The following is a 25847-nucleotide window of genomic DNA, read 5'->3' on the forward strand; positions in this document are numbered from 1 at the left end:
ACCTGGTCGTCGGTCGCGTCGCGGTGCTCGATGCCGAGGTCGTAGTACTCGAGCGTCACGTCGAGGTAGGGGTGGATGAGGCGGTCCTTGATGAACTGCCAGATGATGCGTGTCATCTCGTCGCCGTCGAGTTCGACGACCGTTCCCTCGACCTTGATCTTCGCGACCACTTCATTTCCTCTCGCCGGTGCGCGGCCCCTTGTGGAGGCCGCCGACCAGCCTACCGGTTGGTCGGATTATCTCGACATCGAGATATCTGTGGGGGCTTCCCCCGGCACCCATGGCCCGGGTTAGCCTGGTCGCATGGCCGACCTGCGCATTGAAGAGCTGACCGCCGAGACGATCTCGGCGGCGAACAGCCTGACCCTCAAGCCAGGTCAGGAGGCTTTCCTCGAGCCCGCGACCTACACGAGCGTCGAGGAGCAACTCGATCCGGTGGGTTCGTGGCCGCGCGTCGTGCTCGACGGCGACGAGGTCGTCGGCTACATCATGGGCGCCTTCGACGAAGACGCGCCCGAGGAGTACCTGCGCGCGGCGATCTGGCGCATCAACGTGGCCGCGGAGGCTCAGGGCTCCGGCGTCGGGCGGTTCGCGGTCGAGGCCTTCGCCGACGAGGCTCGCCGTCGCGGCTTCACCCGGGCGACCGTCGTGTGGGCGGGCGGCGAGGAGGGTCCGGGTCCGTTCTTCGAGTCGGTCGGATTCCGAGTCGTCGGCGAGACGCCGTTCGGCGAGAACCTCGGAGCGCTCGACCTCTGAGCGCGTCGGTCGCCGTCGCTAGGGTGGCGCCATGACGCTGCGCCTGGCCGAACTCGACTCCGACACTCTTCTCGCGGCGGTCAGGATGCCGCTCAAGCCGGGGCAGGAACGCTTCGTCGCGCCGGTGGTCAACTCGGTCGCCGAGGCCTACGTCACGCCGACCGCATGGCCGCGGGTCATCCTCGACGGCGACGAGGTGGTCGGCTTCGTGATGGGCAACTTCGACCCCGACAACGAGCTCGAGGCTTTCCGCGCGGGCATCTGGCGGCTCAACGTCTCGGCCGAGGCACAGGGCAAGGGGGTCGGGCGGTTCGCGGTCGACGCGATCGCCGCCGAGGCACGCCGACGCGGCGCCGAGCGCATCACGGTGCTCTGGGAGCCGGGCGACGAGGGCCCGGAGGGCTTCTACCTCTCCGTCGGCTTCGTGCCGACCGGGGAGGAGCTGTTCGGCGAGGTCGTCGGCGCGAAGGCGGTCTGATGGCGCGGCGCCCTCCCGCCGACTTCGTCGAGGCGGTGCTCGACATCGTCACCGCCATCCCACCGGGGTCGGTCATGACCTACGGCGACGTCGCCGCGGTGCTCGGCTCCCGGGCCGCCCGCGCGGTCGGCAACGTGATGGCGCTCTACGGCTCGGATGTGCCGTGGTGGCGCGTCATCCGGTCGTCGGGCCTGCCCCCGATCGCGCACGAAGATCGCGCCCTGGAGCACTATCGAGCCGAGGGAACGCCGCTCGTGACCACCGGAGACGGTTACCGGGTGAACCTCCGGACCGCCCGCTACGACCCCGCGTAGGCAGCCTCGAGGTCGGCGACGATGATCTTGCGCATGCCGAGCATCGCGCGTTGCACGCGGAGCGCCGCCTCCCGGTCGGGACCGAGCTGCAGTCGCTCGAGCGCCTCGGGAACGATCTGCCACGAGACGCCCCAGGGGTCTTTCAGCCACCCGCACTGCGACTCCTGCCCGCCGCCGGCGATGAGCCCGTCCCAGTAGCGGTCGACCTCGGCCTGATCGGCGCAGCGCACGTAGAACGAGAAGGCCTCGGTCTGCGGGAAGTGCGGGCCCGCGTTCATCCCCATGACGCGCTGACCGAGCACCGAGAACTCGACGACGAGGGTCGAGTCGTTCGCATCCCCGGTCTCGCCTCCCGCGTAGTCGTCGTGTGCGTGCACCTCCACATCGCCGAACACCTCGCGGTAGCGCGCGATGGCGTCGTCGAGGCCGGTGTCGAACCACAGGAACGGGGTGATCGTCGTCATGAGGGAAGTCTGCGCACGACCCCCGACGCACGTCCACGGCTAGACGAGGGAGTCTCTCCACGCCGCGTGCAGCTTCGAGAAGCGGCCGGTCCCCGCGATGAGGTCGGCAGGCACGCCGTCCTCGACGATCCTGCCGTGCTCCATCACGAGCACGCGGTCGGCGATCGACACCGTCGAGAGCCGGTGCGCGATGATGATCGCCGTGCGGTCGGCCAGCAGCGTCGTGAGCCCTTCCTGCACGAGGCGTTCGCTCGGGATGTCGAGGGATGCCGTGGCTTCGTCGAGGATGAGCACGGCCGGGTCGGCGAGGAACGCGCGCGCGAACGAGATGAGCTGCCGCTGCCCGGCCGACACCCGCCCGCCGCGCTTGTTGACGTCGGACTCGTACCCGTCGGGCAGCGCGGTGATGAAGTCGTGCGCCCCCACCGCCTGCGCCGCGGCGACGATCTCGTCGGGCGTGGCATCCGGCTTGCCGAGGGCGATGTTCTCGGCGACCGAGCCGCTGAACAGGTAGGCCTCCTGCGTGACCATGACGATCGCCCGGCGCAGATCTTTCGGATGCAGGCGGCGCAGGTCGACGCCGTCGAGCTCGACCGCTCCCGCCGACGGGTCGTAGAACCGGGCGACGAGCTTCGCGAGCGTCGACTTGCCCGCGCCGGTCGATCCGACGAGCGCGATCGTCTGCCCTGCAGGGATGTCGAGCGAGAAGTCGGGCAGCACGACCCGATCCTCCTTGTACGCGAACCGCACGTCGCGGAAGGCGAGCGCGCCCCGGGCCTGCCACAGGTCGACGGGATCGGTCGGGTCGGGAACGCTCGGCTCCTCCTCGAGCACGCCCGAGATCTTCTCGAGCGCCGCCGCGGCCGATTGGTAGGAGTTGTAGAACATCGCCATCTCTTCGATCGGGTCGAAGAACCGGCGTGTGTAGAGCAGCACGGCGAGCAGCGCACCGAGCTCGAGGTCGCCTCCGAGCACCCGGAAGCCACCGACGAGCAGCACGACCGCGACGGCGGTGTTGCCGATGAGCACGAGCCCGGGGTCGTAGATGCCGAAGAGCTTGATGACGTTGGCGTTCGCGACGCGGTAGTCCTCGACCAGGCCGCCGAACTCCGCGTCGTTGCGCTTCTCGGTGCGGAAGGCCTTGACCGCCCGGATGCCCGTCATCGTCTCGACGAACTTCACGATCACGCGCGCCGAGACGGTGCGCGTGAGGCGGAATCCGCGCTGCGACCGCTTCTGGAACCAGCGGGTCAGCAGGCCGAGGGGCACGAGCGCTCCCGCGATGACGAGGCCGCTCACGGGGTCGAAGATGACGAGGGCGACGCCGACGAAGGACATGTAGAGCACGCCCCGCACGAGTCCGTTGAGGCCCGAGTCGAGCAGCTCGCGGATCGCCTCGAGATCGCTCGTCTGGCGCGCGATGATGCGCCCCGACGTGTAGCTCTCGTGGAACTCGAGACTCAGCCGCTGGGCGTGCAGGAACACCCGCCGGCGGAGGTCGAACAGGATGGCCTGGCTGACGCGCGCCGACAGCATCGTGTACCACGCGATGAGCACCGCCCCGAGGATGCCGGCCGCGAGGTAGGCGCCGACGATGAGCCCGAGCGGCAGGAAGTCGCTCTCGAGCGCGGCGGGCAGCCCGCGGTCGATGCCGAGCGCGATGAGGGCGGGACCGGCGACCTGGGCCGCCGTGCTGACGACGACGACTCCCAGCGTGAGCACGACGCGGGCGCGCACGGGCCGCACGAGCGACCCGAGCAGTCGCAGCGAGCGCTGTCGGATGAGCCGCGACTCCTCCCGCGAGTAGTCGTCCCGCTCCTCGCCTTCGACTCCGGCGACGCTCACTTCTCCACCTCCCGGGTGTTGTCGGCCTCGAGCGACGAGATCACGTGCCGGTAGTGCGTGTTGGTCGCAAGCAGCTGCGAGTGGGTGCCGACCGCGGTGACCCGGCCGTCCTGCAGCAGCGCGACGCGGTCGGCGAGCTGCACGGTCGACGGACGGTGCGCGACGACGAGCGCCGTCGTCGTGGCGAGCACCCGGCGCAGCGCCGCCTCGACACGTGCCTCGGTGTCGACGTCGAGCGCCGAGAGGGGATCGTCGAGCACGAGCACAGCGGGCTTCGCGGCGACGGCCCGCGCGAGCGCGAGGCGCTGCCGCTGACCGCCGGAGAGCGAGAGCCCCTCCTCGCCGACCGTCGTCTCGACGCCGTCAGGCAGCTCGGCGACGAACTCCGCCTGGGCGATGTCGAGCGCCTCGTCGAGCGCCGCCTGCGCCGCCTCGGGGTCGTCGGCGAGGTCGGGTCGCCCGAGCAGCACGTTGTCGCGCACCGAGGCCGAGAACAGCGTCGCGTCTTCGAACGCCATCGCGACGCGCGCCCGCAGCTCGTCGCGCGTCAGGTCGCGGATGTCGACCCCGTCGAGCGTGATCGCCCCGCCCGTGACGTCGTAGAGCCGCGTCGTGAGCGCGGTGAGCGTCGTCTTGCCCGACCCGGTCAGGCCGACGAGCGCCATCGTCTCACCGGGCTCGAGCACGAGGTCGACGCCGTCGACGAGGTCGCGAGCACCCTCGGGCGCATCCTGATACCGGAAGTGCACGTTCTCGAACGCGAGGCGTCCGCGAGGCTCCGCGATCGACACGGGTGCCGCGGGGTCGGTGATGGGGTTGGGCTCGTCGAGCACCTCGAAGAGACGGTCGACCGCGGTGCGCGTGTCGAACGTCATCGAGAGCAGGAAGCCGATCGACTCGATCGGGAAGCGCAGCACGGTCGCGGTCGCGAAGAAGGCGAGCAGCTCGCCGCCGGTCATCTCGCCCTGCGACACGAGCCAGACGCCGCCACCGAGGCAGAGCGCGAAGGCGACGTCGGGCACGAGCAGCAGCCACAGCCAGATGCCGGCGATCGCCCGTGCCTTGTCGAGCTCGGTGCCGCGCAGCTGATCGGCCTGACGGGTGAACTTCTCGAGCGAGTGCTTGCCGCGGCCGAACGCCTTGAGCACACGGATGCCGTGCACGCTCTCCTCGACGGCGGTCGCGAGGTCGCCCTGCTGGTCTTGCGAGCGACGCGCGACGACCGAGTACTTCTGCTCGAACACGTAGCCGTAGATCCACAGCGGGATCGAGCAGACGAGGAAGACGAGGGCGAGGATCCAGTTCCAGAAGAACAGCACCACGGCGCCGACGATGATCGTGATGAGGTTCACGACGAGCAGCACGAGGCCGAACGAGAGCCAGCGGCGGATGAGCCCGAGGTCGCTCATCGCGCGCGAGAGCAGCTGCCCGCTCTGCCACCGGTCGTGGAAGGAGACGGGAAGGTCTTGCAGCCGCGTGTACAGCGTGCGGCGCAGCGCGGCCTCGACGTGCGTGCCCGGTGTCAGCACGAACCAGCGCCGCGCCATGATGAACGCCGCCTCGAGCACGCCGAGCACGAGCACGAGCGTCGCCGCGGGCCAGATCGCCGAGGCGTCGCCGGTCGACAGGGCGCCGTCGACGAGCACCTGGAGCACGAGCGGGATGCCGAGGGCGACGAGGCCCGCGAGCAGCGCGGCGACCGCACCGAGCACGATGCGGGGCAGCGCGGGGCGCACGAACGGGAGCAGGCGCAGCAGGATGCGCGCGGTCCCGGCGCGGCGGGCAGGGGTGGCGGTGGTGTCAGGCATGAGGAAGAGGTGCCGCCCCGGGGTCCGCCGGGGCAGCCTTTCAGCTTAGACCCGAAATGCGCTCAGGTGAGCAGATGAGTCCGAACGCCACGCGCCGTCGCGACCCGGGCGAGCACGGTATCGGTCGTCACGAGATCGGCTCGCTCCCGTTCGCACGCGTAGAGGACGAGCGAGTCGGGCATACGGAGACGCGTCTCCGATCGGATTCGCGCGATCGGGCCGGCCGCGGTGCCCGCCACGTCGAGGGGTTCGATCCCGAGGAGCTCGTAATCGTGCAGCACCTCCCCGAGCACGCCTTCGGACGCCGCATGCACCAGGCTCTCGGCGATCGTGACCCCGCTCGCAACGAGACGACCATCGGCATTCGCCTCGAGGAAGCGCGCCACGGCCGCGTGGTGGGCATCGCGGGGGTCGTTGAGCGCGATGAGCACACCGGCGTCGAGCACGATCACGCGGGCCAGTCCCGGCGGAGATCGTCGAGATAGTCGGGTGGATAGCTGAGGCCCCGGGCCTCGATCCGTGTCATCGCGGTGCGCATCGCCTCTCGTCGCTCTGCGCCGTCGTACCGCTCCGCCGCGTCGTCGACCAATCGACGGAAGAGCGCGTTGCGGTCGCCCGCGAGCTCGGGATGGCGAAGCGCGACCCCGTCGAGGGCGCGCTTCAGGGCGGCCGTCTCGGTGACCGTGTAGCGCGGGCGAGTGGTGGGCACCCGCCGAGTGTAACACCGACTAAGAAAGTGCGACACCTGCCGTCGGTGCGCAGGCCTGACGCGCAGCCGACTCAGTGGAAGAAGTGGCGCTCGCCCGTGAAATACATCGTGATGCCCGCACGCTCGACGGCGGCGATCGTCTCGGCGTCACGCACCGAGCCACCGGGCTGCACGATCGCGCGCACCCCCGCGTCGATCAGCAGCTGCGGCCCGTCTTCGAACGGGAAGAAGGCATCGGATGCCGCCACGCTTCCGCGCGCACGGTCGCCCGCGCGCTCGATGGCGAGCTTGCACGAGTCGACGCGGTTCACCTGACCCATGCCGACGCCGACCGAGGCGCCGCCCGAGGCGAGCAGGATCGCGTTCGACTTCACGGCGCGGCAGGCACGCCAGGCGAACTCGAGGTCGGCCAGGGTCGCCTCGTCGGCGGCGGGACCGGCGGCGAGCTTCCACTGCAGTGCGGGGGCGAACTGGCGGTCGACGGTCTGCACGAGCAGGCCGCCGGAGATGCGGCGGAACTCGGTGCCGCCATCGCCGTAGTCCGCGGGCAGCTCGAGCAGGCGCAGGTTGGTCTTGCCGGACAGCACCTCGAGGGCGCCGGGCTCGAACCCGGGCGCGATGATCACCTCGGTGAAGATCGGCGCGATCGACGCCGCCGCCTCCCGCGTGATCGGCCGGTTGGAGGCGATCACACCGCCGAACGCCGACACCGGGTCGCACGCGTGCGCGAGGGCGTGCGCCTCGGCGATCGTGGACGCCGTGGCGATGCCGCACGGGTTGGCGTGCTTGATGATCGCGACCGTCGGAGTGTCGTGGTCGAACGCGGCGCGCACGGCGGCATCCCCATCGACGTAGTTGTTGAACGACATCTCCTTGCCCTGCAGCTGCCGGGCTTGGGCGATGCCGGCGCCGTTCGGCGACGTGTAGAGCGCCGCGCGCTGATGCGAGTTCTCGCCGTAGCGCAGCACGTCGGCGCGCTCCCACGAGGCGCCCATCCAGCCCGGGAAACCCGATCCCTCGTCGTCGGGCGCATGCACCGCGCCGAGCCACGACGCGACGCCGATGTCGTAGGTGGCGGTGTGCCGGAAGGCCTCGCGGGCGAGCTCCCGCCGCTGGAGAAGCGTCGTGCCGCCCGCGGCGAGGGCATCCACGATGTCGCCGTAGCGGTCGGGGTTCACGACGACGGCGACGTTCGCGTGGTTCTTCGCCGACGCGCGCACCATCGCGGGGCCGCCGATGTCGATCTGCTCGACGATCTGGTCCGGCTCCGCGCCGCTGGCCACCGTCGCGGCGAACGGGTAGAGGTTCACGACGGCGAGCTCGAACGGCGCGATGTCGAACTGCTGCAGCTCCGCCTCGTGCGACTCGAGGCGCAGGTCGGCGAGCAGCCCCGAGTGCACCTTGGGGTGCAGGGTGCGCACGCGCCCGTCGAGGTGCTCCGGGAAGCCCGTGAGGTCGCCGATCTGGGTGACCGGGATGCCGGCCTCGGCGATCGCCTTCGAGGTGCCCCCGGTGGAGACGATCTCGACACCCGCGTCGGCGAGCGCCCGGGCGAGGTCGACGAGCCCCGTCTTGTCGCTCACGGCGACGATCGCGCGGCGGATGGGGACGACATCCCGCTCGCGGTAGAGGGACGAGTCGATGGTGGCGCCGCTCACGTGAGGCCCTTCAAGTCGATGCGGGAGTTGGCGATGTCGAGCACGACCTGCACGAGCAGTTCGCGTTCGACGAGCTTGATGCGGTCGTGGAGGCGCGCCTCGGTGTCGTCGGGCAGCACGGGCACGCGCTCCTGGGCGACGATCGGGCCGGTGTCGACACCCGCATCCACGACGATGACCGACGCGCCGGTCTGGGTCACGCCCGCCGCGAGGGCATCCCGCACGCCGTGCGCGCCCGGGAACTCGGGCAGGTACGCGGGGTGCGTGTTGAGCAGGTTCGGGCTGAGCGCCTCGACGAACGCCGGCGGCAGCAGCCGCATGAAGCCGGAGAGGATGACGAGGTCGGCCTCCCACTGGCGCACCTGGTCGAGCAACTCCTCGCCCCACGCCTCGCGGCTGTCGAACGCGCCGAACGGCACGACGAAGGTCGGGATGCCGTACTCCTCGCCGTGCGCGAGGCCGTCGGCCGGCAGGTCGGCGCCGATCGCGACGACGCGGGCCGGGAACTCGGCGTCTTCGCTCGCCTCGAGGAGGGCGCGGAGGTTGCTCCCGCCCCCGGAGATGAGGACGACGAGCCGGAGCACCCGCCCAGCCTATCGGCGGCTCGATGGGGCATCCGCCCATGCTCCCGCCCCGCGGAACTGCCTAGGGTGGGGCGCATGCCGTACATCGACGTCGCGGGCGAGTCCACGTACTACGAGACCTGGGGATCGGGCGTGCCGCTCGTGCTGCTACACGGCGGCTATTGCTCGCTCGAGGTCATGCGCGAGCTCGCGGAACTGCTGGCCGAGCGTTTCGAGGTGCACGCGCCCGAGCGCGCGGGACACGGCCGCACCGCCGACCGCGACGGTGCGTACTCCTACGCCCGGATGGCCGCGGACACCGTCGCCTACCTCGACGCCGCCGGGATCGACCGTGCGCACGTCGTCGGGTTCAGCGACGGGGGGATCACGAGCATCCTGCTCGCGCGCGATCACGCGGACCGGGTGCTGTCGATCGTGCCGATCAGCGGCAACCTGTCGACCGATGCCTACGTCGCCGACGACTACCCGCATCCGACGATCACCGAGGAAGCGCACGCCGCCGTCGGCGCCGAGTACGCCGAACTCTCCCCCGACGGCCCGGAGCACGCCGAGGTCGTGCTCGAGAAGCTCGGCGCGCTGTGGGCGATCGAGCCCGACATCCCCGTCGAGTCGCTCGCGGTCGTCACGGCGCCGACGCTCGTGCTTGCCGGCGAGCACGACGCCATCCGTCGAGACCACACCGAGGCCGTCGCGGCCGCCATCCCGGGCGCGCGAGCCGAGATCGTCGACGGCACGACGCACATGCTCGTGCGCGAGAAGCCGGCCGAGATCGCGGCGCGCATCCTCGCCTTCCTCGGCTGACGCCCGGTTAGTCCTCGCGGCCGCGCCGGGATGCCGCCGCGAGACCGATCCCGACCGCGACGGCGAATTCGAGGGCGGCGAAGAGCCCGACGGCGAGCGGATCGGGTCCGACCTGCGCGAGCCGCCCCGGACCCGCCGCTCCGCCCGACGCGGCGGCGAGGAACCCGGTGAGCAGTCCACCGACGACGCCCGCGCCGAGCGCGACGCCGAGCACCTCGGGCAGCCGCAGCCGGCCGAGCTCGCGCGTCAGGGCCGGACGCACCGCGACGCCCGCGACGAATCCCGCGATCACCGGCACGAGCAAGCCCGCGAAGCCGAAGATCGTGTCGCTCGTCGGCACGGCGCCGAGAACGGGCAGCGCCGGCAGCGGCCCGAGCGCGGTGCCGACGGGCGACACGAACGAGCCGGCGCCGATCGCGAAGCCCGGTCCGACGAGCCACGACACGGCCCAGAGCACGAGATTCGGCGTGATCGCGAGCTGACCAGCGGTCACGGCGATGCCGCCGACGACCTCGGTGTGCAGCGACTCGTACAGGCCGATCATGTCGGAGAAGCGCAGGAAGAACATCGCCGTGACGAGCACCGCGGCGACAGCGGTCGTGAGTGCCACGGCGCCGATGCCCGCCCGCAAGGCCGCGGCGGCACCCGCCCTCAGTTCGGGCGACCGCTCATCGATCCAGTCGCGCAGCCGGTTGCCGGGACTGCCCGCCTGGGGGGCGCGTCCGGCACGCAGCATCCCGATCAGGATGCCGGCGCCGAACACCGCCGCCGGGAGGATGAGCCCCTGCCAGAGCGACGGACGTGCCGAGTCGTGGAGCGCCGTCCAGGTGACGCCGAGCGAGAGCGCCGCGAAGACCGCGACGGCACCGCCGCCGCCGATCAGCCGGTGACCGGTCTCGGCGATGCGACCACCGGCGCGGACGCCGAGCAGCAGCGTGAGAAGCGCGAAGCCGAGGAGCGCGATCGTGACCTTCACCGGGTCGCCCGCCGCCGGGAAGCCGAGCGCCGTCGCGAGCAGCGGGTCGAGCGTGAAGGTGACGTCGACGCCGTGGCCGAGCAGCCAGATGTCGACCGAGCCCCGCCAGAAGACGAGCCAGTCGACGCCGAAGCCGAAGTGCGCGGCCCAGACGATCGTGAGCGGCACGAGCGGGATGGCGACCCCGATCGCGACCACGAGGAGGGCCTCGAGGCTCGCGAAGAGCAGGGTCAGGCGCCGGGTCACGGCCCGACCCTATCCCGCACCCGTCAGCAGTTCGGGTCGGCGCTCGGCACCTCTCCGCGAAGGAAGTACGCGTCGACCAGATCGTCGATGCAGGGCACCCCGCTCGAGTAGATCGTGTGACCCTCGCCGTTGTAGGTGACGAGCACGCCGCTCGAGAGCTGCCCCGCGAGCGACACCGCCTGCGCGTACGGCGTCGCCGGGTCGTTGGTCGTGCCGATCACGATGATCGGCGGCGCACCCTCCGCGGTGTACGACGTCGGCATCTCAGCCGGCTCGAAGGGCCAGTTCGAGCACGTCACATCGAGTGCCGCGTAGTCGTCGAGCGCGGTCGCGAAGCCGAGGTACGGTGCACGCTGGTCGATCACGGCGAGTCCCTCGAGCGGCGTCACGCCGTCGGTTCCGAGGGTTCCTTCGTTGCAGGTGACGGCGGTGTAGATGTCGTAGCCGTTGCCGTCGTAGCTCCCCGGCCCGACCCGGCTGTTGTAGTCGTCGGCGCTCTGGAAGGTGAGCTCGGCGTCCCCCGCCTCGAGGTCGGCGAGCATCTGCACGAGGCGCGACCAGAGGCTCTGCGAGTAGAGGTTCTGGATGAGGCCGGTGCCCGCGGTGGCGACGTCGAGCGTGCGGCCGTCGGACGAGGTCATCCCCTGCCCGTCGACGGAGCGGAGCAGGTCTTCGGTCTGCTGCAGAGCGGCCTCCACCGAGCCCGAGAACGGGCAGTTCGACTGGCCGAAGCAGTACTCGAGGAATGCGCGGTAGGCGCTCTCGAAGCCCGCCATCTGCGTCGCGAGCGCGTCGAGGTCGCCGACGAGCGGGTCGACGGCCCCGTCGAGCACGAGACGGCCGACCTTGTCGGGGAAGAGCTCCGCGTACACGGCGCCGAGGTAGGTGCCGTACGAGTAGCCGAGGTAGGTGAGCTTCTCGTCGCCGAGCACGGCGCGGATGACATCCATATCTCGCGCGACGCTCATCGCGTCGAGGTTGCCGAGCAGGTCGCCGGTGCCCGCGACGCACGCGTCGACCCAGTCGGTCTGCCGCACGGTGAGCTCGTCGATCCAGCCCTGCGAGCCGTACGGCTCGTCGAAGGTGCCGTAGAGCAGCTCGTCTTTGTCGTCGCCGTCGGTGTAGCACTCGATGCCCGTCGAGAGGCCCACACCGCGGGGGTCGAAGCCGATGATGTCGAAGCCCGCCGCCACGTCGGAGGTCACCGCGCCGCCGTAGTAGCGCACGAAGTCGTAGCCCGACCCGCCCGGTCCGCCGGGGTTCATGAGCAGCGATCCCTGCGCCGTGCCGCGTGCCCGCTGCCGCGCGACGGCGACCTCGATCGTCTCGCCGGTCGGCGCGTCCCAGTCGAGCGGCACCGTGATGGTCGTCTCATCGATGCCGCCGCCCAGGTTCGACCAGGTGAGCTCCTGGTCGTAGTACACCTCGAGGTCGGGATCGACCGTCTCGCCCGTGCTCGTGTTCACGGTGTTCGATCCCCCGCTCCCGTTGAGGAACGGCAGCGGCAGGCAGCCGGAGAGCACGAGCGCCGTCGCCGTGAACACGGCGGCGGCAGGAAGGATGCGGCGACGTACGGACATGGAACCCCCTGAGTTCGGCGCCGCCAGCCTAGCGACTGCTGTCCGGAGGAACGCCTCTCAGGGCCGGTGCTGCGCCCGCACCGACTGGTCGTGCAGAGGCGTCGTCACCCAGTCGACGGTGACGGAGTCGTCCGAGGCGTCGCCGCGCACCCGCAGCGTGTGCGGCGTCTCGAGCAGGAGTACCTCGACCGTGAATCCTCCGTCGGCGTCGCACCCGCCGCTCGCGGCGAGCGGAAGGCCGTCGACCTCCTGCACGAGCCAGCGTCCGTCGCCCACCCGCAGCGCGAGCTCGCCGTCCCCGTCGACGAGCACGAGGTGTCCTTCGTCGGGGTCGTCGAACGACGCGCGGACGGCGCTGACCCCGCCCGCAGCGCGCGACACGTCGACTCGACGGTCCTGCCAGGTGGCCGTCGCAGCCGGCGCGGAGCCGAGCGCGGGGAACGCGAGGGCGCCGAGACGCGCCGCGAGCGCTTCCTCGTCGCCGACGCTGCTCGGGCGATCGAGCGCCGGCAGCACCGTCGCCCAGAGCGCGTCGAGCACCCGCTGCATGTCGGGGGTCTCCGAGGTGATCGCGACGACGAGCTCGTGCTCCGGAACCACCACGCAGTACTGCCCGAACGCGCCGTCACCGCGGTAGCCGTGCCGCGCCATCCAGAACTGGTAACCGTAGCCCTGCTCCCAGTCCGGCCCGCCGACGATCGGGGTGGCGACGTGCCTCCGGGTCGCGACGTCGACCCACTCCTCGTCGAGGATGCGGCGCTCGCCCCACATCCCGCGACGGCGGTAGAGCTCGCCGAGCCGGGCGACCGCCTCGGTCGTGGCGTGCAGGCCGCTGAAGCCGAGTGCCTGGCCGGCCGGGGCTTCGATCCATCCGGTGTCGGTGATGCCGAGAGGTTCGAGCAGACGCGGCCGCAGGTAGTCGAGGAGGCCGTGGCCCGTCACGCGCTGCAGGATGGCCGCGAGCGTGTAGGTGCACGGCTGGTTGTAGGCGAACAGGGTGCCCCGGTCGGCGTCCGGGGGCAGCAGCAGGAATCCCCGCACGAGGTTCTCGGGGTCGAGGGCGTGGGCCGCCTCGATGGTGTCGTTCGCGTGTCCGCTCGCCATCGCGGCGAGATCGCGCACGCGCATCGCGCGGATGCGCGGGTCGACGATGTCGGTGTCGAGCTCCGGGAAGTACGACAGCACGGTCGCATCGAGATCGATCAGCCCCTCCTGGCGAGCGAGGCCGACGGCGGTGCTCGTGAAGCTCTTGCTGAGCGAGTAGAGCAGCTGCACGCGATCCCGAGAGTAGGGCGCCCACCATCCTTCGGCGGCGACGATGCCCCGCCGCAGCAGCACGAGCCCGTGCGGTCGGATGCCGGGATCGGCCTCGAGGGCGTCCAGGAAGGCCGAGATGCCGCGGGCGTCGACTCCCGCGGCACTCGGCGTGCCTCGCGTGAAGACCTCGGTGGTCACCGCTGTCTCCGTCCGGCGCTCAGAGGGTCAGAGCGCTTCGATGATCTCGCGCATGAGCGCGGCGGTCTCCGACGGCGTCTTGCCGACCTTGACCCCGGCGGCCTCGAGGGCCTCCTTCTTCGCCTGCGCCGTGCCGGCCGAGCCGGACACGATCGCGCCCGCGTGACCCATCGTCTTGCCTTCGGGGGCGGTGAAGCCCGCGACGTAGCCGACGACCGGCTTGGTGACGTTCGCCTTGATGAAGTCGGCCGCGCGTTCCTCGGCGTCGCCGCCGATCTCGCCGATCATGACGATCGCCTTCGTCTCGGGGTCGGCCTCGAACGCCGCGAGGGCGTCGATGTGGGTGGTGCCCACGATCGGGTCGCCGCCGATGCCGATCGCGGTCGAGAAGCCGAGGTCGCGCAGCTCGTACATCATCTGGTACGTCAGGGTGCCCGACTTCGAGACGAGGCCGATCGGACCCTTCTGGGTGATGTTGTTCGGCGTGATGCCGACGAGCGACTCACCCGGCGTGATGATGCCGGGGCAGTTCGGGCCGATGATGCGGGTCTTGTTGCCCTTGCTCTTCGCGTAGGCCCACGCCTCGGCGGAGTCCTGCACGGGGATGCCCTCGGTGATGACGACGAGCAGCCCGATCTCGGCATCGATGGCCTCGATCATCGCGTCCTTCGCGAAGGCCGGGGGCACGAACGCGATCGACACGTCGGCGCCCGTCTTCTCGATGGCTTCGGCGACGGTGCCGAACACGGGCAGCTCCACGCCGCCGTCATGCGAGACCGTCGTGCCGGCCTTGCGCGCGTTGACGCCGCCGACGACCTGGGTGCCCGCCTTCAGCATGAGCGCGGTGTGCTTGGTGCCCTCGCCGCCCGTGATGCCCTGGACGATGACCTTGGAGTCCTTGGTGAGGAAGATCGACATTTTCTTCGCGGTCCTTACTTCGCAGCCAGCGCAGCGGCCGAGTCGGCGCCGTCGTCCATGCCCTGGGCGATGGTGACGAGCGGGTGGTTGGCGGCGGCGAGGATGGCGCGGCCCTCCTCGACCTGGTTGCCGTCGAGTCGCACGACGAGCGGCTTGGTCGCGGTGTCGCCGAGGATCTCGAGCGCCTTGACGATGCCCTCCGCGACGGCGACGCACGAGGTGATGCCGCCGAAGACGTTGACGAACACGCTCTTGACCTGCGCGTCGCCGAGGATGACGTCGAGGCCCGCGGCCATCGTCGTCGCCGAGGCGCCGCCGCCGATGTCGAGGAAGTTGGCGGGCTTCTGGCCGCCGTGCTTCTCGCCGGCGTAGGCGACGACATCGAGGGTGCTCATGACGAGTCCCGCGCCGTTGCCGATGATGCCGACGGTGCCGTCGAGCTTCACGTAGTTGAGGTCGTGGGCCTTCGCCTTCGCCTCGAGCGGGTCCGCGGCATCCTCGTCGACGAGGGCCTCGTGCTCGGGGTGACGGAAGCCGGCGTTCTCGTCGAGCGTCACCTTGCCGTCGAGGGCGACGATCTCGCCCGCGCCGGTGAGCACGAGCGGGTTGACCTCGACGAGGGTCGCGTCTTCGGCGTCGTACACGCCGTAGAGCTTCACGATCACGGGCGCGACCTTGTCGACGATCTCGGCGGGGAAGCTCGCGGCCCTCGCGATCTCGGTGGCCTTCGCGAGGTCGATGCCGACCATCGGGTCGATCTCGACGCGCGCGAGCGCCTCCGGCCGTTCTTCGGCGAGAACCTCGATCTCGACGCCGCCCTCGTAGGAGGCGAGCGAGAGGTAGGACCGGTTGGCGCGGTCGAGCAGCACGGAGAAGTAGTACTCCTCCTTGATGTCGGCGCCCGCGGCGACCATGACCTTCTTGACGATGTGGCCCTTGATGTCGAGGCCGAGGATCGCCTTGGCAGCCTCTTCGGCATCCGCGGGGGTCTTGGCGACCTTGACGCCGCCCGCCTTTCCGCGACCGCCGGTCTTCACCTGCGCCTTGACGACGGTGACGCCGCCGAGCTTCTCGGCCGCCGCGCGCACCTCCGCGGGCGTCTCGGCGACGATGCCGGCGAGCACGGGCACGCCGTGCTTCTCGAACACTTCACGGGCCTGGTACTCGTACAGATCCACGCTGGACGTCTTCTTCCGTTTCGGGGAGTGGTTGGTCGGTGGCGTGACCGGAGCTCGATCGAGTTGTCTCGACGTCGAGATAGTTCTCTCAGCCCCGGAAATCCTACCCCTGCGAACATGGAGCCATGACCGAGCGCAGCGAGGGCTACCGGCGCTTCGCCGCGGATTCATCGCTCGTTCTCGGCGGCCTCGCGGCGATCCTGTGGCAACTCGGCGATCCCGTCGTGGCACGCGGGGTCGCGCAGAGCAGTTCGTTCGCGCGTGACCCCCTCGGCCGGTTACGCCGCACCCTCGGCTATGTGTATGCGGTGGAGCTCGGCGATCCTGCTCAGAACGCACGGGCCGCACGCCGCGTCGATGCGGCGCACACCCGCGTCGTCGGCGCGCGCGACGTCGCCCCGCAGCTCTGGGTCGCCGCCACCCTGTCGCACACCGCCGTGCAGGTGCACGAACTGATCCGGGGTCCGCTGGAGGCCGACCTCGCCGACGAGCTCCACGCGGCCGGGGCGGAGCTCGGGATGGCGCTGCAGCTTCCGGCGGACGCCTGGCCCGCCGACCGCGCGGCCTTCGATCTCTACTGGGAGGCCACCGTCGCGGAGTTGTCGGTCACGCCCGCAGCCCGCGAGGTCGCGCGGGAGCTGCTCGCGGCGCGCGCGGCGCCGTGGTGGCTCCGCCTCGCGATGCCCGCCGCGCGCGAGTTCACCGCGCTCCTGCTGCCGCCCGCCCTGCGCGAGGCGTACGGCATCCCGTGGCACCCCCGCCGTGCGCGGGCGGTGCTGGCGTTCGTGCGCGTGCTCGCCCGCATCACGCCTCGCCGCATCCGCGAGCTGCCCGCGCGACGCCTGCTCGCCGCGGTGTGAGCGTCGCGGGCCCGAGCCGTCAGGCGTGCTCGGTGACGTTCGCGAGGATCCCCGCCGCCCGCACGTGCGCGTCGATCGCGCGCGCGGCCTCGTGGAAGATGTCCGTCGTCTTCGAGTGGCCGATCGCGCCACCCTTGAGCGCGCCGAGCGACCCGACGCGCGTGAACCGCGCGGTCGTGCCGGCCTCGCCGTCGAAGAACTGCAGCGAGAACTTCGCGTGGAAGTCCTTTCCCGCGAACGCCCCGAGCCAGAAGGTCTTCGTGCCGCTGCCGCGCTCGACGGCGAAGGTGCCGTCCTGGAGCGCGGAGAGCCGGTAGCCCGCGGCGGCGAGCGCGTCGAACACCGCCTGGTGCGTGGTCGCCGGGACGCCGGTCAGAGCGAAGTCGTAGGTGCTGGCCATGCCGTCACCCTAGCCAGGTGCCTAGGCTCGCAGCATGGACACACGCACCCTCGGACGCACCGGCCGCACGGTCTCGGTCATCGGTCTCGGCACCTGGCAGCTCGGCGCCGACTGGGGCGCGGTGAGCGACGACGACGCTCGCGCCGTGCTCGACGCGTCCTACGACGCCGGTGTGACGATGTTCGACACGGCGGACGTCTACGGCGACGGCCGCAGTGAGCAACGCATCGCCGCCTGGCGCAAGGATCGCGGGCTCGGCGACGAGATCTTCGTCGCCACCAAGATGGGGCGTCGGCTCGACCAGACCGTCGAGAACTACTCCCCCGCGCACTTCCGCGAGTGGACCGACCGCTCGCGCCGCGACCTCGGCGTCGAGCGACTCGACCTCGTGCAACTGCACTGCCCACCCGACGGCGTGTACGCCTCCGATGCGGTCTTCGACGCCCTCGACGCGCTCGTCGACGAGGGCGTGATGGCCGCCTACGGGGTGAGCGTCGAGACGACCGACCAGGCGCTCGCGGCGATCTCCCGGCCGCACGTCGCGACCGTGCAGATCATCCTCAACGCGTTCCGGCTGAAGCCGCTCGACGCCGTGCTGCCCGCGGCGCAGGAGGCGGGCGTCGGCATCATCGCGCGCGTGCCGCTCGCGTCGGGTCTGCTCTCGGGCCGGTACGACCACGACACGTCGTTCGCGGCCGACGACCACCGCACCTACAACCGCGGCGGCGAGGCGTTCGACGTGGGCGAGACCTTCTCGGGCGTCGACTTCGACGAGGGGGTCGAGGCGGCGCGCGAGTTCTCGACGCTTGCCCGGGCCCACGGCCTCGAGCCGGCGGCGGCGGCGCTCGCCTGGCTCGCGCAACTGCCCGGCGTCTCGACCGTCATCCCGGGCGCCCGCAGCGTCGAGCAGGCGCGGGGCAACGCGAACGCGGGATCGGTGCCCGCCCTCGGCCCCGAGTTCACCGCCGCGGTGCGCGAGCTCTACGACCGTCGGCTGCGCGCCGCCATCCACGACCGCTGGTGAACCGCGGGCGCTCGACAGACGCGAGCGGGGCCGCTGTCAGCGGCTGCGCTGCTGCCGACGGACGAGGATCCCGGTGATGATGAGGCCCGAGCCGAAGACGACCGAGAGGATCGGGCCGAGGGCGTCGAGGCCGATCCCGGCCGCCGCGGCGAGCAGCACGACGGCCGCGGCGATCGTCGTGACGATGAACGCGACACCGGCTCGATCGGAGAATTCCTTCGCTCGGTACAGCACGAGCGCGCCCACCAGCCCACCCGCGGCCGCCGCGAGCAGGGCGAGCACCGCGATCGGCGGCGGGTAGGCGAGAAAGGCGCCGAGGGCGAGCAGCAGCCAGCCGCCGGCGCCGACGAACAGCGCGATCCGCGCGACGGTGCTGACGGCGCCGAGGGCGAGGTACACGAAGCCGACGGCGATCAGGATGTCGGCGAGCACCGTGACCCAGTTGCCGAGCGCCTGCCCGGCGAGGCCGAGCACGACGCCGAGCAGCACGAGGGCGCCCGCCACGATGAACGCGATGGCGGCGGTGGAACGACGGGGGCGGGAGAGGGCGGCCATGCAGGTCCTGACGTGAGCGGGACTCCAGCCTAGGGAGGGCCGGTCCGCGACGTCGGGTTCGACGCGATCCGCGCCCCGGACGGAGGAACGCCCCGGGCACTCGGCCCGGGGCGTTCCGTGTCAGGCGGGGTCGATCAGCGTCCGCGCGAGCCCTGCACTCGGGCGAAGAGGAGGCCCGTGACGAGCACGCCGAGCGCGAAGAGCAGCGCGAGCACCGAGCCGAACGTGCCGAGGGCGATGTTCGCGAGCGGCAGCAGCACGATGAGCGCGTACACGATCGCCGTGACGATGAAGGCGATCGCCGCGAGGTTGGTGATCTCCTTCCCGACATAGAGCGCGATCGCCGCGACGAGCATGCCGAGCGCGGCCGCGATGGCGGCGATCGTGCCGATCGGCGACGGCAGCGCGACGACGGCACCGAGAGCGAGCAGCAGGAAGCCGACCGCAGCGACGACGAGCGCGATGCGCGAGAGAGTGCCACGGAACGACGCGATCGCGAGGATGAGGAACGCCACCCCGATCGCGAGGTTGGCGAGCACGCCGAGCCAGGGCCCGAGCGCCGTGACGTTGGCGAATCCGAGGATCACCTGGAGGAGGAGCAGAGCTCCGGCGATCGCCAGGACGATGCCCGCGATCGCGCGGCGGGACGTGGAAACAGCAGCCATTCGGAAGTTCTCCTTTGAACTCGAGTCTCCGGCGATTGCCGGGGGCGGCCCCAGCATAGGGGTAACTGGCAATCTGCTGAGAGAAGCTGCGGCCCTAGGATTCGGGCATGGCCGACATCCGCCGCTACCCGTTCCGTCGCCACCTGCGATCGAACCCCACGAGCTACATCGTCCACACCAAGAAGGGACGCGTTCGCCATCGGGGGCCGGGTTCGGCCTTCTTCTTCCGCGCCCTCAACGCCGCCATCAGCGAGGTGCCGATCGCCGAGGCGGAACTCTCGATGCTCTTCGGCGCCCGCACGAAGGACTTCCAGGAGGTGTCGGTGCAGGCCACCGTCACCTACCGCTTCGCCGACCCCGAGCTCGCCGCCACGCGCCTCGACTTCGCGATCGACCCGTACTCGGGGCAGTGGATCGGCAAGCCGCTCGAGCAGGTCGGCTCCCGCATCACGGAGCTCGCCCAGCAGTACGCCGTCGAGCACATCTCGTCGCTCCCGCTCGTCGACGTGCTCGGCTCCGGCATCCCGAAGGTGCGTGCGGTCACCGCCGAGGGGCTCGCGGGCGACGCCCGACTCGCCGAGACGTCGATCGTCGTCGTCGCCGTGCGCATCGTCTCGATCCGCCCGCAGGCCGACCTCGAGCGAGCGCTCGAGACCCCCGTACGCGAGCGCGTGCAGCAGGATGCCGACGCCGCCTCGTACGAGCGGCGCGCCCTCGCCGTCGAGCGGGAGAGCGCCATCGCGCAGAACGAGCTGCAGAGCAAGATCGACCTCGCGACGCGCGAGCAGTTGCTCGTGCAGCAGGACGGTGCGAACGCGCAGCGCCGGGCGACGGAGGAGGCCGCGACGCAGCTCATCGCGTCGAAGGCGAACGCCGAGCGGGCGAAGGTCGAGGCCGACGCCCGCGCCGCCGGCACACGCGTCGTCGGTGCGGCCCACGCCGAGACCGAGGCCGCCCGGCTCGCGGCCTACGCGGGGGTCGAGCCCACGGTGCTCACGGCGCTCGCGCTGCAGGAGCTCGCGAAGAACCTCCCCGAGATCGGCACGCTCAACCTCACGCCCGACGTGCTCACGCAGGCGCTGTCGCGACTCTCGGAGAAGCCCGCGGCCGCCGAACCCGCGCCCGCGGCCCCGGCTTCCGACCAGCGCTGACCCGATGGGCGTTCTGGCGCCGCGGGCGGTGTTCGTGCACCGCCGTTCGGAGTACGAGGAACTGCTCGACCGTCACGCCACGTTCGGGCAGGCCGAGTTCTTCCTGCGCTCCCGCGGCCGCTCGATCGAGGATGTCGTCGCGCGGCACGAGGCGATCGAGCAGGCGCTGCACCTGGTGTCGACGGGGCTCCCCGCCGAGTTCCGGCAGGCCCGTGTGGAGCGGGGCGACCTCGACCGCTACCTGTTCGCACCCGAGGACGTCGTCGTCGCGGTCGGTCAGGACGGCCTCGTCGCCAACGTCGCCAAGTACCTCGCCGGCCAGCCGGTCGTCGGGGTGAATCCCGAGCCCGAGCGCAACGCCGGGGTGCTCGTGCGGCACGCCCCCGACGCGGCGGTCGCGGTGATCGAGAGCGCGCGACGGGGCACGGCGACGATCGAGCAGCGCGCGATGGTGCAGGCGACCCTCGACGACGGGCAGACCCTCGTCGCCCTCAACGACGTCTACCTCGGCGACCCCGGGCACCAGTCGTCGCGGTACACGATCACGGTCCCCGAACGCGGCACCGAGCGGCAGTCGTCGTCGGGGATCATCGTCGGCACGGGCACGGGAGCGACGGGCTGGTCGTCGTCGATCGCGGCCGACCGTTCCCTCGCCGACTGGCTGCCGGCATCCGGATCGGATGCACTCGCCTGGTTCGTGCGCGAGGCCTGGCCGTCGCGCGCGACGGGCCGTGTGCTCGAGTACGGCGGGCTCGCGGCCGGGCAGCAGCTCGAGCTCATCGCCGAGTCGGAGCTGCTCGTCGCGTTCGGCGACGGCATCGAGCACGACCGCCTGCCGATCGCCTGGGGGCAGCGGCTGACCGTCGGCACCTCGTCGCACCGCCTCGCCCTCGTCGTGGGGTGACTCCCCCATTTGCCCGAAAGCGGCTGCGCCGCGTGCGGGCGGGACAGCCCGAATCGGGCAAACAGCGACGGGCTGGCAGACTCGACGGGATGACCTCTCCCGATCGCTACATCGTCGCCACCGACGGCGCCTGCAAGGGCAACCCCGGACCAGCCGGGTGGGCCTGGGTCGGCGAAGACGGGCACTGGGCCGCGGGCTCCGTGCCGAACGGCACCAACAACATCGGCGAACTCCTCGGGCTGCTGCGCGCGATCCGCGACCACGCCGACGTGCGCGACCTCATCGTGCAGGCCGACTCGATGTACGCGATCAACACCTACGCGTCGTGGATGGACGCCCACAAGCGGCGCGGCTGGCTCACGAGCGCGAAGAAGCCCGTCGCGAACGTCGACCTCCTCGAGCAGCTCATCGAGGTGCGGGATGCCCGCCGCGCCGCGGGGCTGCCCGACGTCGTGCTCGAGCACGTGCGCGGTCATGCCGGTCACCGTCTCAACAGCTGGGCCGACGAGCGCGCCGTGCGCGGGTCGCAGCACGCCGCGAAGGGCGAGAAGTCGGAGTGGTCGTCGCTCGGCGGAAAGCACGAACGGCTCGACGTCTCCGTCGACCCGCCGCGGGGGTCGGCCGACACGAACCGCTGACGGCGCTAGAGCTTCTCGATCGGGGCGATCTTGATGAGCAGCCGCTTGCGCCCGGCCTGGTCGAACTGCACCTCGGCGATCGACTTCGTGCCCTGACCCGTCACCGCCACCACCTTGCCCTCCCCGAAATCGGTGTGGCGGATGCGGTCGCCGGTCTCGAGGGTCAGGTCGCCGTTGTCGCGCACCTTGCCGGTGATCTCGCTCGCCCACTCGCGCTTGACCCGCGGCGGCGCCGGCGGCAGCTCGGTCGGGTACGAGAATCCGCGCGCGGCACCGCCCGCATAGCCACGTGCGTTGAGCGCCCGCGGCCGTGACCCGCCGCGCGAGGTCGCGTCGCCGGGCGACTGCTTCCAGTCGATGAGCCCCGGCGGGATCTCCTGCAGGTACCGGCTCGGCATCGCGACGCTCGTGTCGCCGAACGCCGAGCGCGTCATCGACAGCGACAGGAAGAGCCGCTTCTTCGCGCGCGTGATGCCGACGTAGAACAGGCGACGCTCCTCGGCGAGGCCGCCGGGCTCGCCCGATGACATGCGGTGCGGCAGCAGGTCTTCCTCGACCCCGGTGACGAAGACGGCGTCGTACTCGAGCCCCTTCGCGGTGTGCAGCGTCATGAGCGACACGGTGCCCGACTCGTCCTCGATCTCGTCGGCGGCTGCGACGAGCGCGACCTCGGTGAGGAACTCGAGCAGGCCGGCATCCGGGTTGTTCTTCGCGAACTCCTTCGTGACCGACACGAGCTCTTCGACGTTCTCGATGCGCGCCTCGTCTTGCGGATCGCGCGTCGCCCGCAGCGCCTCGAGAAGGCCCGACCCGTTGAGCAGGGCGAGCAGGATGTCGGAGGGCTTGGCGTTCGCGGCGAACATCGCCTCGACCTCGTCCAGAAGTTCCGCGAGGTCGAGGATCGCCTTCGCGACCTTCGGTCCGAACCCGAGGTTGCCGGCATCCCCGAGGGCGTCGCGCAGCGGCACCCCCATCTTGTCGGCGTGCGCCTGCAGCGTCGCCTCGGTCGCCGGGCCGATGCCGCGCTTCGGCGTGTTGAGGATGCGGCGCAGCGCGAGGTCATCGGCCGGGTTCGCGACCTGGATGAGGTACGCCATCGCGTCCTTGATCTCGGCGCGCTCGTAGAACTTCGTGCCGCCGATGATCTTGTACGGCAGGCCCGAGCGGATGAACACGTCTTCCAGCGGCCGGGTCTGCGAGTTGGTGCGGTAGAACACCGCGATCTCGCTGTACGGCATCCCTTCGCGGTGCAGCGCCGAGATCTCGTCGGCGACGAACTGCGCCTCGTCGTGTCCCGAGTAGCCCGTGTAGCCGAGGATCGGATGCCCCGCGCCGACGGTCGTGAAGAGGTTCTTCTCGCGTCGGTCGAAGTTGTTCGCGATGACGGAGTTCGCGGCATCGAGGATGTTCTGCGTCGACCGGTAGTTCTGCTCGAGCAGCACGACCTTGGTCTCGGGATAGTCGCGCTCGAACTCGACGATGTTGCGGATGTCGGCGCCGCGGAAGGCGTAGATCGACTGGTCGGAGTCGCCGACGACGGTGAGCGAGGCCCCCGCGAGCCCGCCCGAGGCGTCGGCCTGGAGTCGCGTGTCGGGCGGCAGGTGCTCGGGCTTGATCGGCTGGGTCAGCTCGCGGATGAGCGCGTACTGGGCGTGGTTGGTGTCTTGGTACTCGTCGACGAGCACGTGCCGGAAGCGCCGCTGGTAGAGCGCCGCGACGTCGGGGAAGGCGCGGAAGAGATGCACGGTCTCGCCGATGAGGTCGTCGAAGTCGAGCGCGTTCGCACGACGCAGACCCGCCGTGTAGCGACGGTAGATCTCGAGGAACGCGATCTCGGCCGGGTCGTCGGTGTTGACGTTGCGCGCGTAGGTCTCGACGTCGACGAGCTCGTTCTTCTGCTTCGAGATCTTGCCCGCGACGATGCCCGGCGTCAGGTTGAGCGTGTCGGCGTCGAGCTCTTTCACGATCCGCTTGATGAGCGCGCGGCTGTCGGCGGAATCGTAGATCGTGAAACCGGCCTTCATGCCCATGACCTCGGCCTGACGACGCAGGATCCGCACGCACGCGGAGTGGAACGTCGAGATCCACATCCCGTCGGGGCCGCGCCCGCCCGAGTTGATGCCCGTGAGGTGCCCGACGCGCTCACGCATCTCGGCGGCGGCCTTGTTGGTGAAGGTGATCGCGAGGATCTGCAGCGGCGTCGCCTCGCCGCTTGCGAGGAGTCCGGCGATGCGGCGGGTGAGCACGCTCGTCTTGCCCGAGCCCGCTCCTGCCACGATCAGCAGCGACGGGCCGCGGTAGAGCACGGCCTCGCGCTGCTGCGGGTTGAGCCCCTCGAGCAGTCGGTCGTCGAGGATCGGGGTGCTCATATCGGCGTCGAGTCTACGTGCCGCCGGTGACCTCGGCCCGGGCCGCGACGCCGAGGTCGGGATGGTCGACGAAGATGCCGTCGACACCGGTGGCGAGCACCGCCGAGAACTCGGCGCGCCAGTCGCCCCAGTCGCGCGCCGCCGTGCCCACGCGGTGCTCGGGCAACAGGAACCGGTTCTCGGGGCGGAGGGTCCAGGTGAAGACGTCGAGGCCCGCAGCGTGGGCCCGTGCGACGAGATCGGCGCCGTCGGGGCGCAGGAGCAGCGCCTTGTCGACGCTCACACCGTCGATCCCCTGCCGCGCGAGCCGCCCCAGCCCGGCCTCGGTGAGCTGCGCCGAGTAGGGCAGTGCCTTGCGGCCGAACTGCGCGACGAGGTCGGGCGCCGAGCCGCGCGACTCCAGGAGGTAGACGAAGCGCCCCCGCACCCCGCGCCCGCGGATCTCGTCGAGCACGGTCTGCTCGAAGCACTCGACCGTCGTGCGGCTGCCGTCATCCCAGCGCCGCAGCTCGTCGGCGACGAGCTCGTCGAGGGGCAGGCCGATCGACGCGAAATAGGTGGCGTGCTTCACCTCGGCGACGATCGAGATGGGCCGTCCCGTGCGCGCCGCACCGGCATCGAGGATGTCGAGCAGGTCGCGCAGTCGCAGGATCGGCTCCGAGCGGTCGAACGATGCCGACGCCTGCCGCACCTGCGGAAGTCGCTCCGTCGCGCGCAGGGTGGAGAGCTCGGCCCACGTGAAGTCCTCGGTGAACCACCCCGTGAGGGTCAGGCCGTCGATCCGCTTCGTGGCTCGACGGTCGGCGAACTCCGGCCGGGAGGCGACATCCGTCGTGCCCGAGATCTCGTTCTCGTGGCGCAGCACGAGCACCCCGTCGCGGGTCGCGACGATGTCCGGCTCGATGGCATCCGCCCCCAGCGTGATCGCGAGCTCATAGGCGGAGCGCGTGTGTTCCGGGCGATATCCGCTCGCGCCGCGATGCCCTATGACGAGGGGGAGCGGAGGGGGCACGGGTTCACGATAATCTGAAGGCCCATGACGACCTGTGCGAACTGCGGTCGGGAGCTGCAGCCCGCCTGGAAGTACTGCATCACCTGCGGCACCCGCACGGCCGTCCCCCTCGCCGGGGTCAGCCCGTCGGCGCTCAGCACCGACCCCGAGCACCAGGCGCGTCGCGTCAACGTGCTGGCCGTGCTGGCCCTCATCCTCGGCTGCCTGCTGAGCCCGCTCGCCGCGCTCTTCGGGCACGTGGCCGTCGCCCAGATCAAGACCTCGGGCGAACGCGGGCTCGTTCCCGCCTGGATCGCCGTCGTGCTCGGATACGTCTGGCTCGTCGCCCTCGCCGTCCTCGTGATCACCTTCGTCACGACGAATGGCTGACGGGACGGCTCCCACTCGCTGGCGTGAGCCCACGTCCGACCTGCCGCTGCGTTGGGGCGCCTCCCGCACTCGCTGGCTCGGCGGGCTGCTGCTCATCGTCGCGGGCGGCCTCGCGATCGCGGGCGGGAGC

At 71.0% G+C, this 25847-nt stretch carries 27 protein-coding genes; 10 read left to right on the forward strand and 17 right to left on the reverse strand.

Annotation, left to right across the window (positions count from 1 at the left end; genetic code table 11):
- Positions 1-303 precede the first annotated feature (303 nt).
- From ACO1X9_RS15505 to ACO1X9_RS15515, 3 genes are read left to right on the forward strand one after another with little or no spacing between them, the layout of a single operon-like run.
- On the forward strand, positions 304-756 hold the full coding sequence (locus ACO1X9_RS15505) for a GNAT family N-acetyltransferase (protein ID WP_486351755.1): 453 nt from the start codon (positions 304-306) through the stop codon (positions 754-756).
- A 31-nt stretch (positions 757-787) separates the two neighbouring features.
- A complete protein-coding gene (locus ACO1X9_RS15510) occupies positions 788-1234 on the forward strand; it encodes a GNAT family N-acetyltransferase (RefSeq protein ID WP_486351756.1) in 447 nt (148 codons plus the stop codon).
- Positions 1234-1548: an MGMT family protein gene (locus ACO1X9_RS15515; RefSeq protein WP_486351757.1), complete on the forward strand. Its 315-nt coding sequence runs from the start codon at positions 1234-1236 to the stop codon at positions 1546-1548. The genes ACO1X9_RS15510 and ACO1X9_RS15515 overlap by 1 nt, the downstream gene beginning before the upstream one ends.
- On the opposite strand, the gene ACO1X9_RS15520 is transcribed toward ACO1X9_RS15515, so the two are convergent.
- From ACO1X9_RS15520 to purN, 7 genes are all read right to left on the reverse strand, one after another.
- Positions 1533-2012 (reverse strand): VOC family protein, encoded by a 480-nt coding sequence (locus ACO1X9_RS15520; RefSeq protein WP_486351758.1) that lies wholly within the window; start codon positions 2010-2012, stop codon positions 1533-1535. The two genes, ACO1X9_RS15515 and ACO1X9_RS15520, sit on opposite strands and share 16 nt — an antisense overlap.
- Before the next feature lie 39 nt (positions 2013-2051).
- Positions 2052-3857 (reverse strand): ABC transporter ATP-binding protein, encoded by a 1806-nt coding sequence (locus ACO1X9_RS15525; protein WP_486351759.1) that lies wholly within the window; start codon positions 3855-3857, stop codon positions 2052-2054.
- A complete protein-coding gene (locus ACO1X9_RS15530) occupies positions 3854-5665 on the reverse strand; it encodes an ABC transporter ATP-binding protein (RefSeq protein WP_486351760.1) in 1812 nt (603 codons plus the stop codon). Before ACO1X9_RS15530 ends, ACO1X9_RS15525 begins: the two co-directional genes overlap by 4 nt.
- Before the next feature lie 62 nt (positions 5666-5727).
- On the reverse strand, positions 5728-6117 hold the full coding sequence (locus ACO1X9_RS15535) for a type II toxin-antitoxin system VapC family toxin (RefSeq protein ID WP_486351761.1): 390 nt from the start codon (positions 6115-6117) through the stop codon (positions 5728-5730).
- Positions 6114-6374 carry a hypothetical protein gene (locus ACO1X9_RS15540; protein WP_486351762.1) on the reverse strand — a complete coding sequence of 87 codons (261 nt, stop codon included), beginning with the start codon at positions 6372-6374 and terminating at the stop codon, positions 6114-6116. The genes ACO1X9_RS15535 and ACO1X9_RS15540 overlap by 4 nt, the downstream gene beginning before the upstream one ends.
- Positions 6375-6445: 71 nt before the next feature.
- Positions 6446-8032 carry a bifunctional phosphoribosylaminoimidazolecarboxamide formyltransferase/IMP cyclohydrolase gene (purH, locus tag ACO1X9_RS15545; RefSeq protein ID WP_486351763.1) on the reverse strand — a complete coding sequence of 529 codons (1587 nt, stop codon included), beginning with the start codon at positions 8030-8032 and terminating at the stop codon, positions 6446-6448.
- Entirely contained in the window at positions 8029-8616 is a 588-nt protein-coding gene (purN, locus tag ACO1X9_RS15550; protein WP_486351764.1) for a phosphoribosylglycinamide formyltransferase, read from the reverse strand. The genes purH and purN overlap by 4 nt, the downstream gene beginning before the upstream one ends.
- Positions 8617-8691: 75 nt before the next feature.
- On the opposite strand from purN, the gene ACO1X9_RS15555 reads away from it, so the two are divergent.
- The gene (locus tag ACO1X9_RS15555) at positions 8692-9417 is read left to right on the forward strand and encodes an alpha/beta fold hydrolase (protein ID WP_486351765.1); all 726 of its coding nucleotides are present in this window, start codon (positions 8692-8694) and stop codon (positions 9415-9417) included.
- A 7-nt stretch (positions 9418-9424) separates the two neighbouring features.
- On the opposite strand, the gene ACO1X9_RS15560 is transcribed toward ACO1X9_RS15555, so the two are convergent.
- From ACO1X9_RS15560 to sucC, 5 genes are read right to left on the reverse strand one after another with little or no spacing between them, the layout of a single operon-like run.
- On the reverse strand, positions 9425-10639 hold the full coding sequence (locus tag ACO1X9_RS15560) for a cell division protein PerM (RefSeq protein ID WP_486351766.1): 1215 nt from the start codon (positions 10637-10639) through the stop codon (positions 9425-9427).
- 23 nt (positions 10640-10662) lie between these two features.
- Positions 10663-12219: an alpha/beta hydrolase gene (locus ACO1X9_RS15565; RefSeq protein WP_486351767.1), complete on the reverse strand. Its 1557-nt coding sequence runs from the start codon at positions 12217-12219 to the stop codon at positions 10663-10665.
- 57 nt (positions 12220-12276) lie between these two features.
- Positions 12277-13674 carry a serine hydrolase domain-containing protein gene (locus ACO1X9_RS15570; RefSeq protein ID WP_486351768.1) on the reverse strand — a complete coding sequence of 466 codons (1398 nt, stop codon included), beginning with the start codon at positions 13672-13674 and terminating at the stop codon, positions 12277-12279.
- Between the two features lie 27 nt (positions 13675-13701).
- A complete protein-coding gene (sucD, locus tag ACO1X9_RS15575) occupies positions 13702-14592 on the reverse strand; it encodes a succinate--CoA ligase subunit alpha (RefSeq protein WP_486351769.1) in 891 nt (296 codons plus the stop codon).
- Between the two features lie 14 nt (positions 14593-14606).
- Complete coding sequence (sucC, locus tag ACO1X9_RS15580) at positions 14607-15770, reverse strand: ADP-forming succinate--CoA ligase subunit beta (RefSeq protein WP_486351770.1); 1164 nt, start codon at positions 15768-15770, stop codon at positions 14607-14609.
- A gap of 125 nt (positions 15771-15895) precedes the next feature.
- Between sucC and ACO1X9_RS15585 the strand changes: the two genes are divergently transcribed.
- Entirely contained in the window at positions 15896-16630 is a 735-nt protein-coding gene (locus ACO1X9_RS15585) for an oxygenase MpaB family protein (RefSeq protein ID WP_486351771.1), read from the forward strand.
- A 19-nt stretch (positions 16631-16649) separates the two neighbouring features.
- Here the strand turns inward: ACO1X9_RS15585 and ACO1X9_RS15590 are convergent, their stop codons facing one another.
- Entirely contained in the window at positions 16650-17030 is a 381-nt protein-coding gene (locus tag ACO1X9_RS15590) for a hypothetical protein (RefSeq protein ID WP_486351772.1), read from the reverse strand.
- Positions 17031-17064: 34 nt separating this feature from the next.
- Here ACO1X9_RS15590 and ACO1X9_RS15595 point away from each other — a divergent pair, with 34 nt between their 5' ends.
- A complete protein-coding gene (locus ACO1X9_RS15595; RefSeq protein WP_486351773.1) occupies positions 17065-18054 on the forward strand; it encodes an aldo/keto reductase in 990 nt (329 codons plus the stop codon).
- Between the two features lie 36 nt (positions 18055-18090).
- Here the strand turns inward: ACO1X9_RS15595 and ACO1X9_RS15600 are convergent, their stop codons facing one another.
- Positions 18091-18609 (reverse strand): hypothetical protein, encoded by a 519-nt coding sequence (locus ACO1X9_RS15600; RefSeq protein ID WP_486351774.1) that lies wholly within the window; start codon positions 18607-18609, stop codon positions 18091-18093.
- Between the two features lie 134 nt (positions 18610-18743).
- The gene (locus ACO1X9_RS15605) at positions 18744-19274 is read right to left on the reverse strand and encodes a hypothetical protein (protein WP_486351775.1); all 531 of its coding nucleotides are present in this window, start codon (positions 19272-19274) and stop codon (positions 18744-18746) included.
- Positions 19275-19381: 107 nt separating this feature from the next.
- Between ACO1X9_RS15605 and ACO1X9_RS15610 the strand changes: the two genes are divergently transcribed.
- The 3 genes from ACO1X9_RS15610 to ACO1X9_RS15620 all read left to right on the forward strand — a co-directional run bounded on the left by ACO1X9_RS15610 (position 19382) and on the right by ACO1X9_RS15620 (position 21967).
- Positions 19382-20425: an SPFH domain-containing protein gene (locus ACO1X9_RS15610; RefSeq protein ID WP_486351776.1), complete on the forward strand. Its 1044-nt coding sequence runs from the start codon at positions 19382-19384 to the stop codon at positions 20423-20425.
- A 4-nt stretch (positions 20426-20429) separates the two neighbouring features.
- Positions 20430-21329, forward strand: coding sequence for an NAD(+)/NADH kinase (locus ACO1X9_RS15615; RefSeq protein ID WP_486351777.1), 900 nt, complete (start codon positions 20430-20432; stop codon positions 21327-21329).
- 89 nt (positions 21330-21418) lie between these two features.
- On the forward strand, positions 21419-21967 hold the full coding sequence (locus tag ACO1X9_RS15620; RefSeq protein WP_486351778.1) for a ribonuclease H family protein: 549 nt from the start codon (positions 21419-21421) through the stop codon (positions 21965-21967).
- A 5-nt stretch (positions 21968-21972) separates the two neighbouring features.
- Here the strand turns inward: ACO1X9_RS15620 and ACO1X9_RS15625 are convergent, their stop codons facing one another.
- Together ACO1X9_RS15625 and ACO1X9_RS15630 are read right to left on the reverse strand one after the other, a co-directional pair.
- Entirely contained in the window at positions 21973-24336 is a 2364-nt protein-coding gene (locus ACO1X9_RS15625; RefSeq protein WP_486351779.1) for an ATP-dependent helicase, read from the reverse strand.
- A 13-nt stretch (positions 24337-24349) separates the two neighbouring features.
- Positions 24350-25348 (reverse strand): glycerophosphodiester phosphodiesterase family protein, encoded by a 999-nt coding sequence (locus ACO1X9_RS15630; protein WP_486351780.1) that lies wholly within the window; start codon positions 25346-25348, stop codon positions 24350-24352.
- Positions 25349-25372: 24 nt separating this feature from the next.
- Between ACO1X9_RS15630 and ACO1X9_RS15635 the strand changes: the two genes are divergently transcribed.
- Positions 25373-25717 (forward strand): DUF4190 domain-containing protein, encoded by a 345-nt coding sequence (locus ACO1X9_RS15635; protein ID WP_486351781.1) that lies wholly within the window; start codon positions 25373-25375, stop codon positions 25715-25717.
- Positions 25718-25847: the final 130 nt, after the last annotated feature.

Source organism: Pseudolysinimonas sp. (assembly GCF_057350545.1).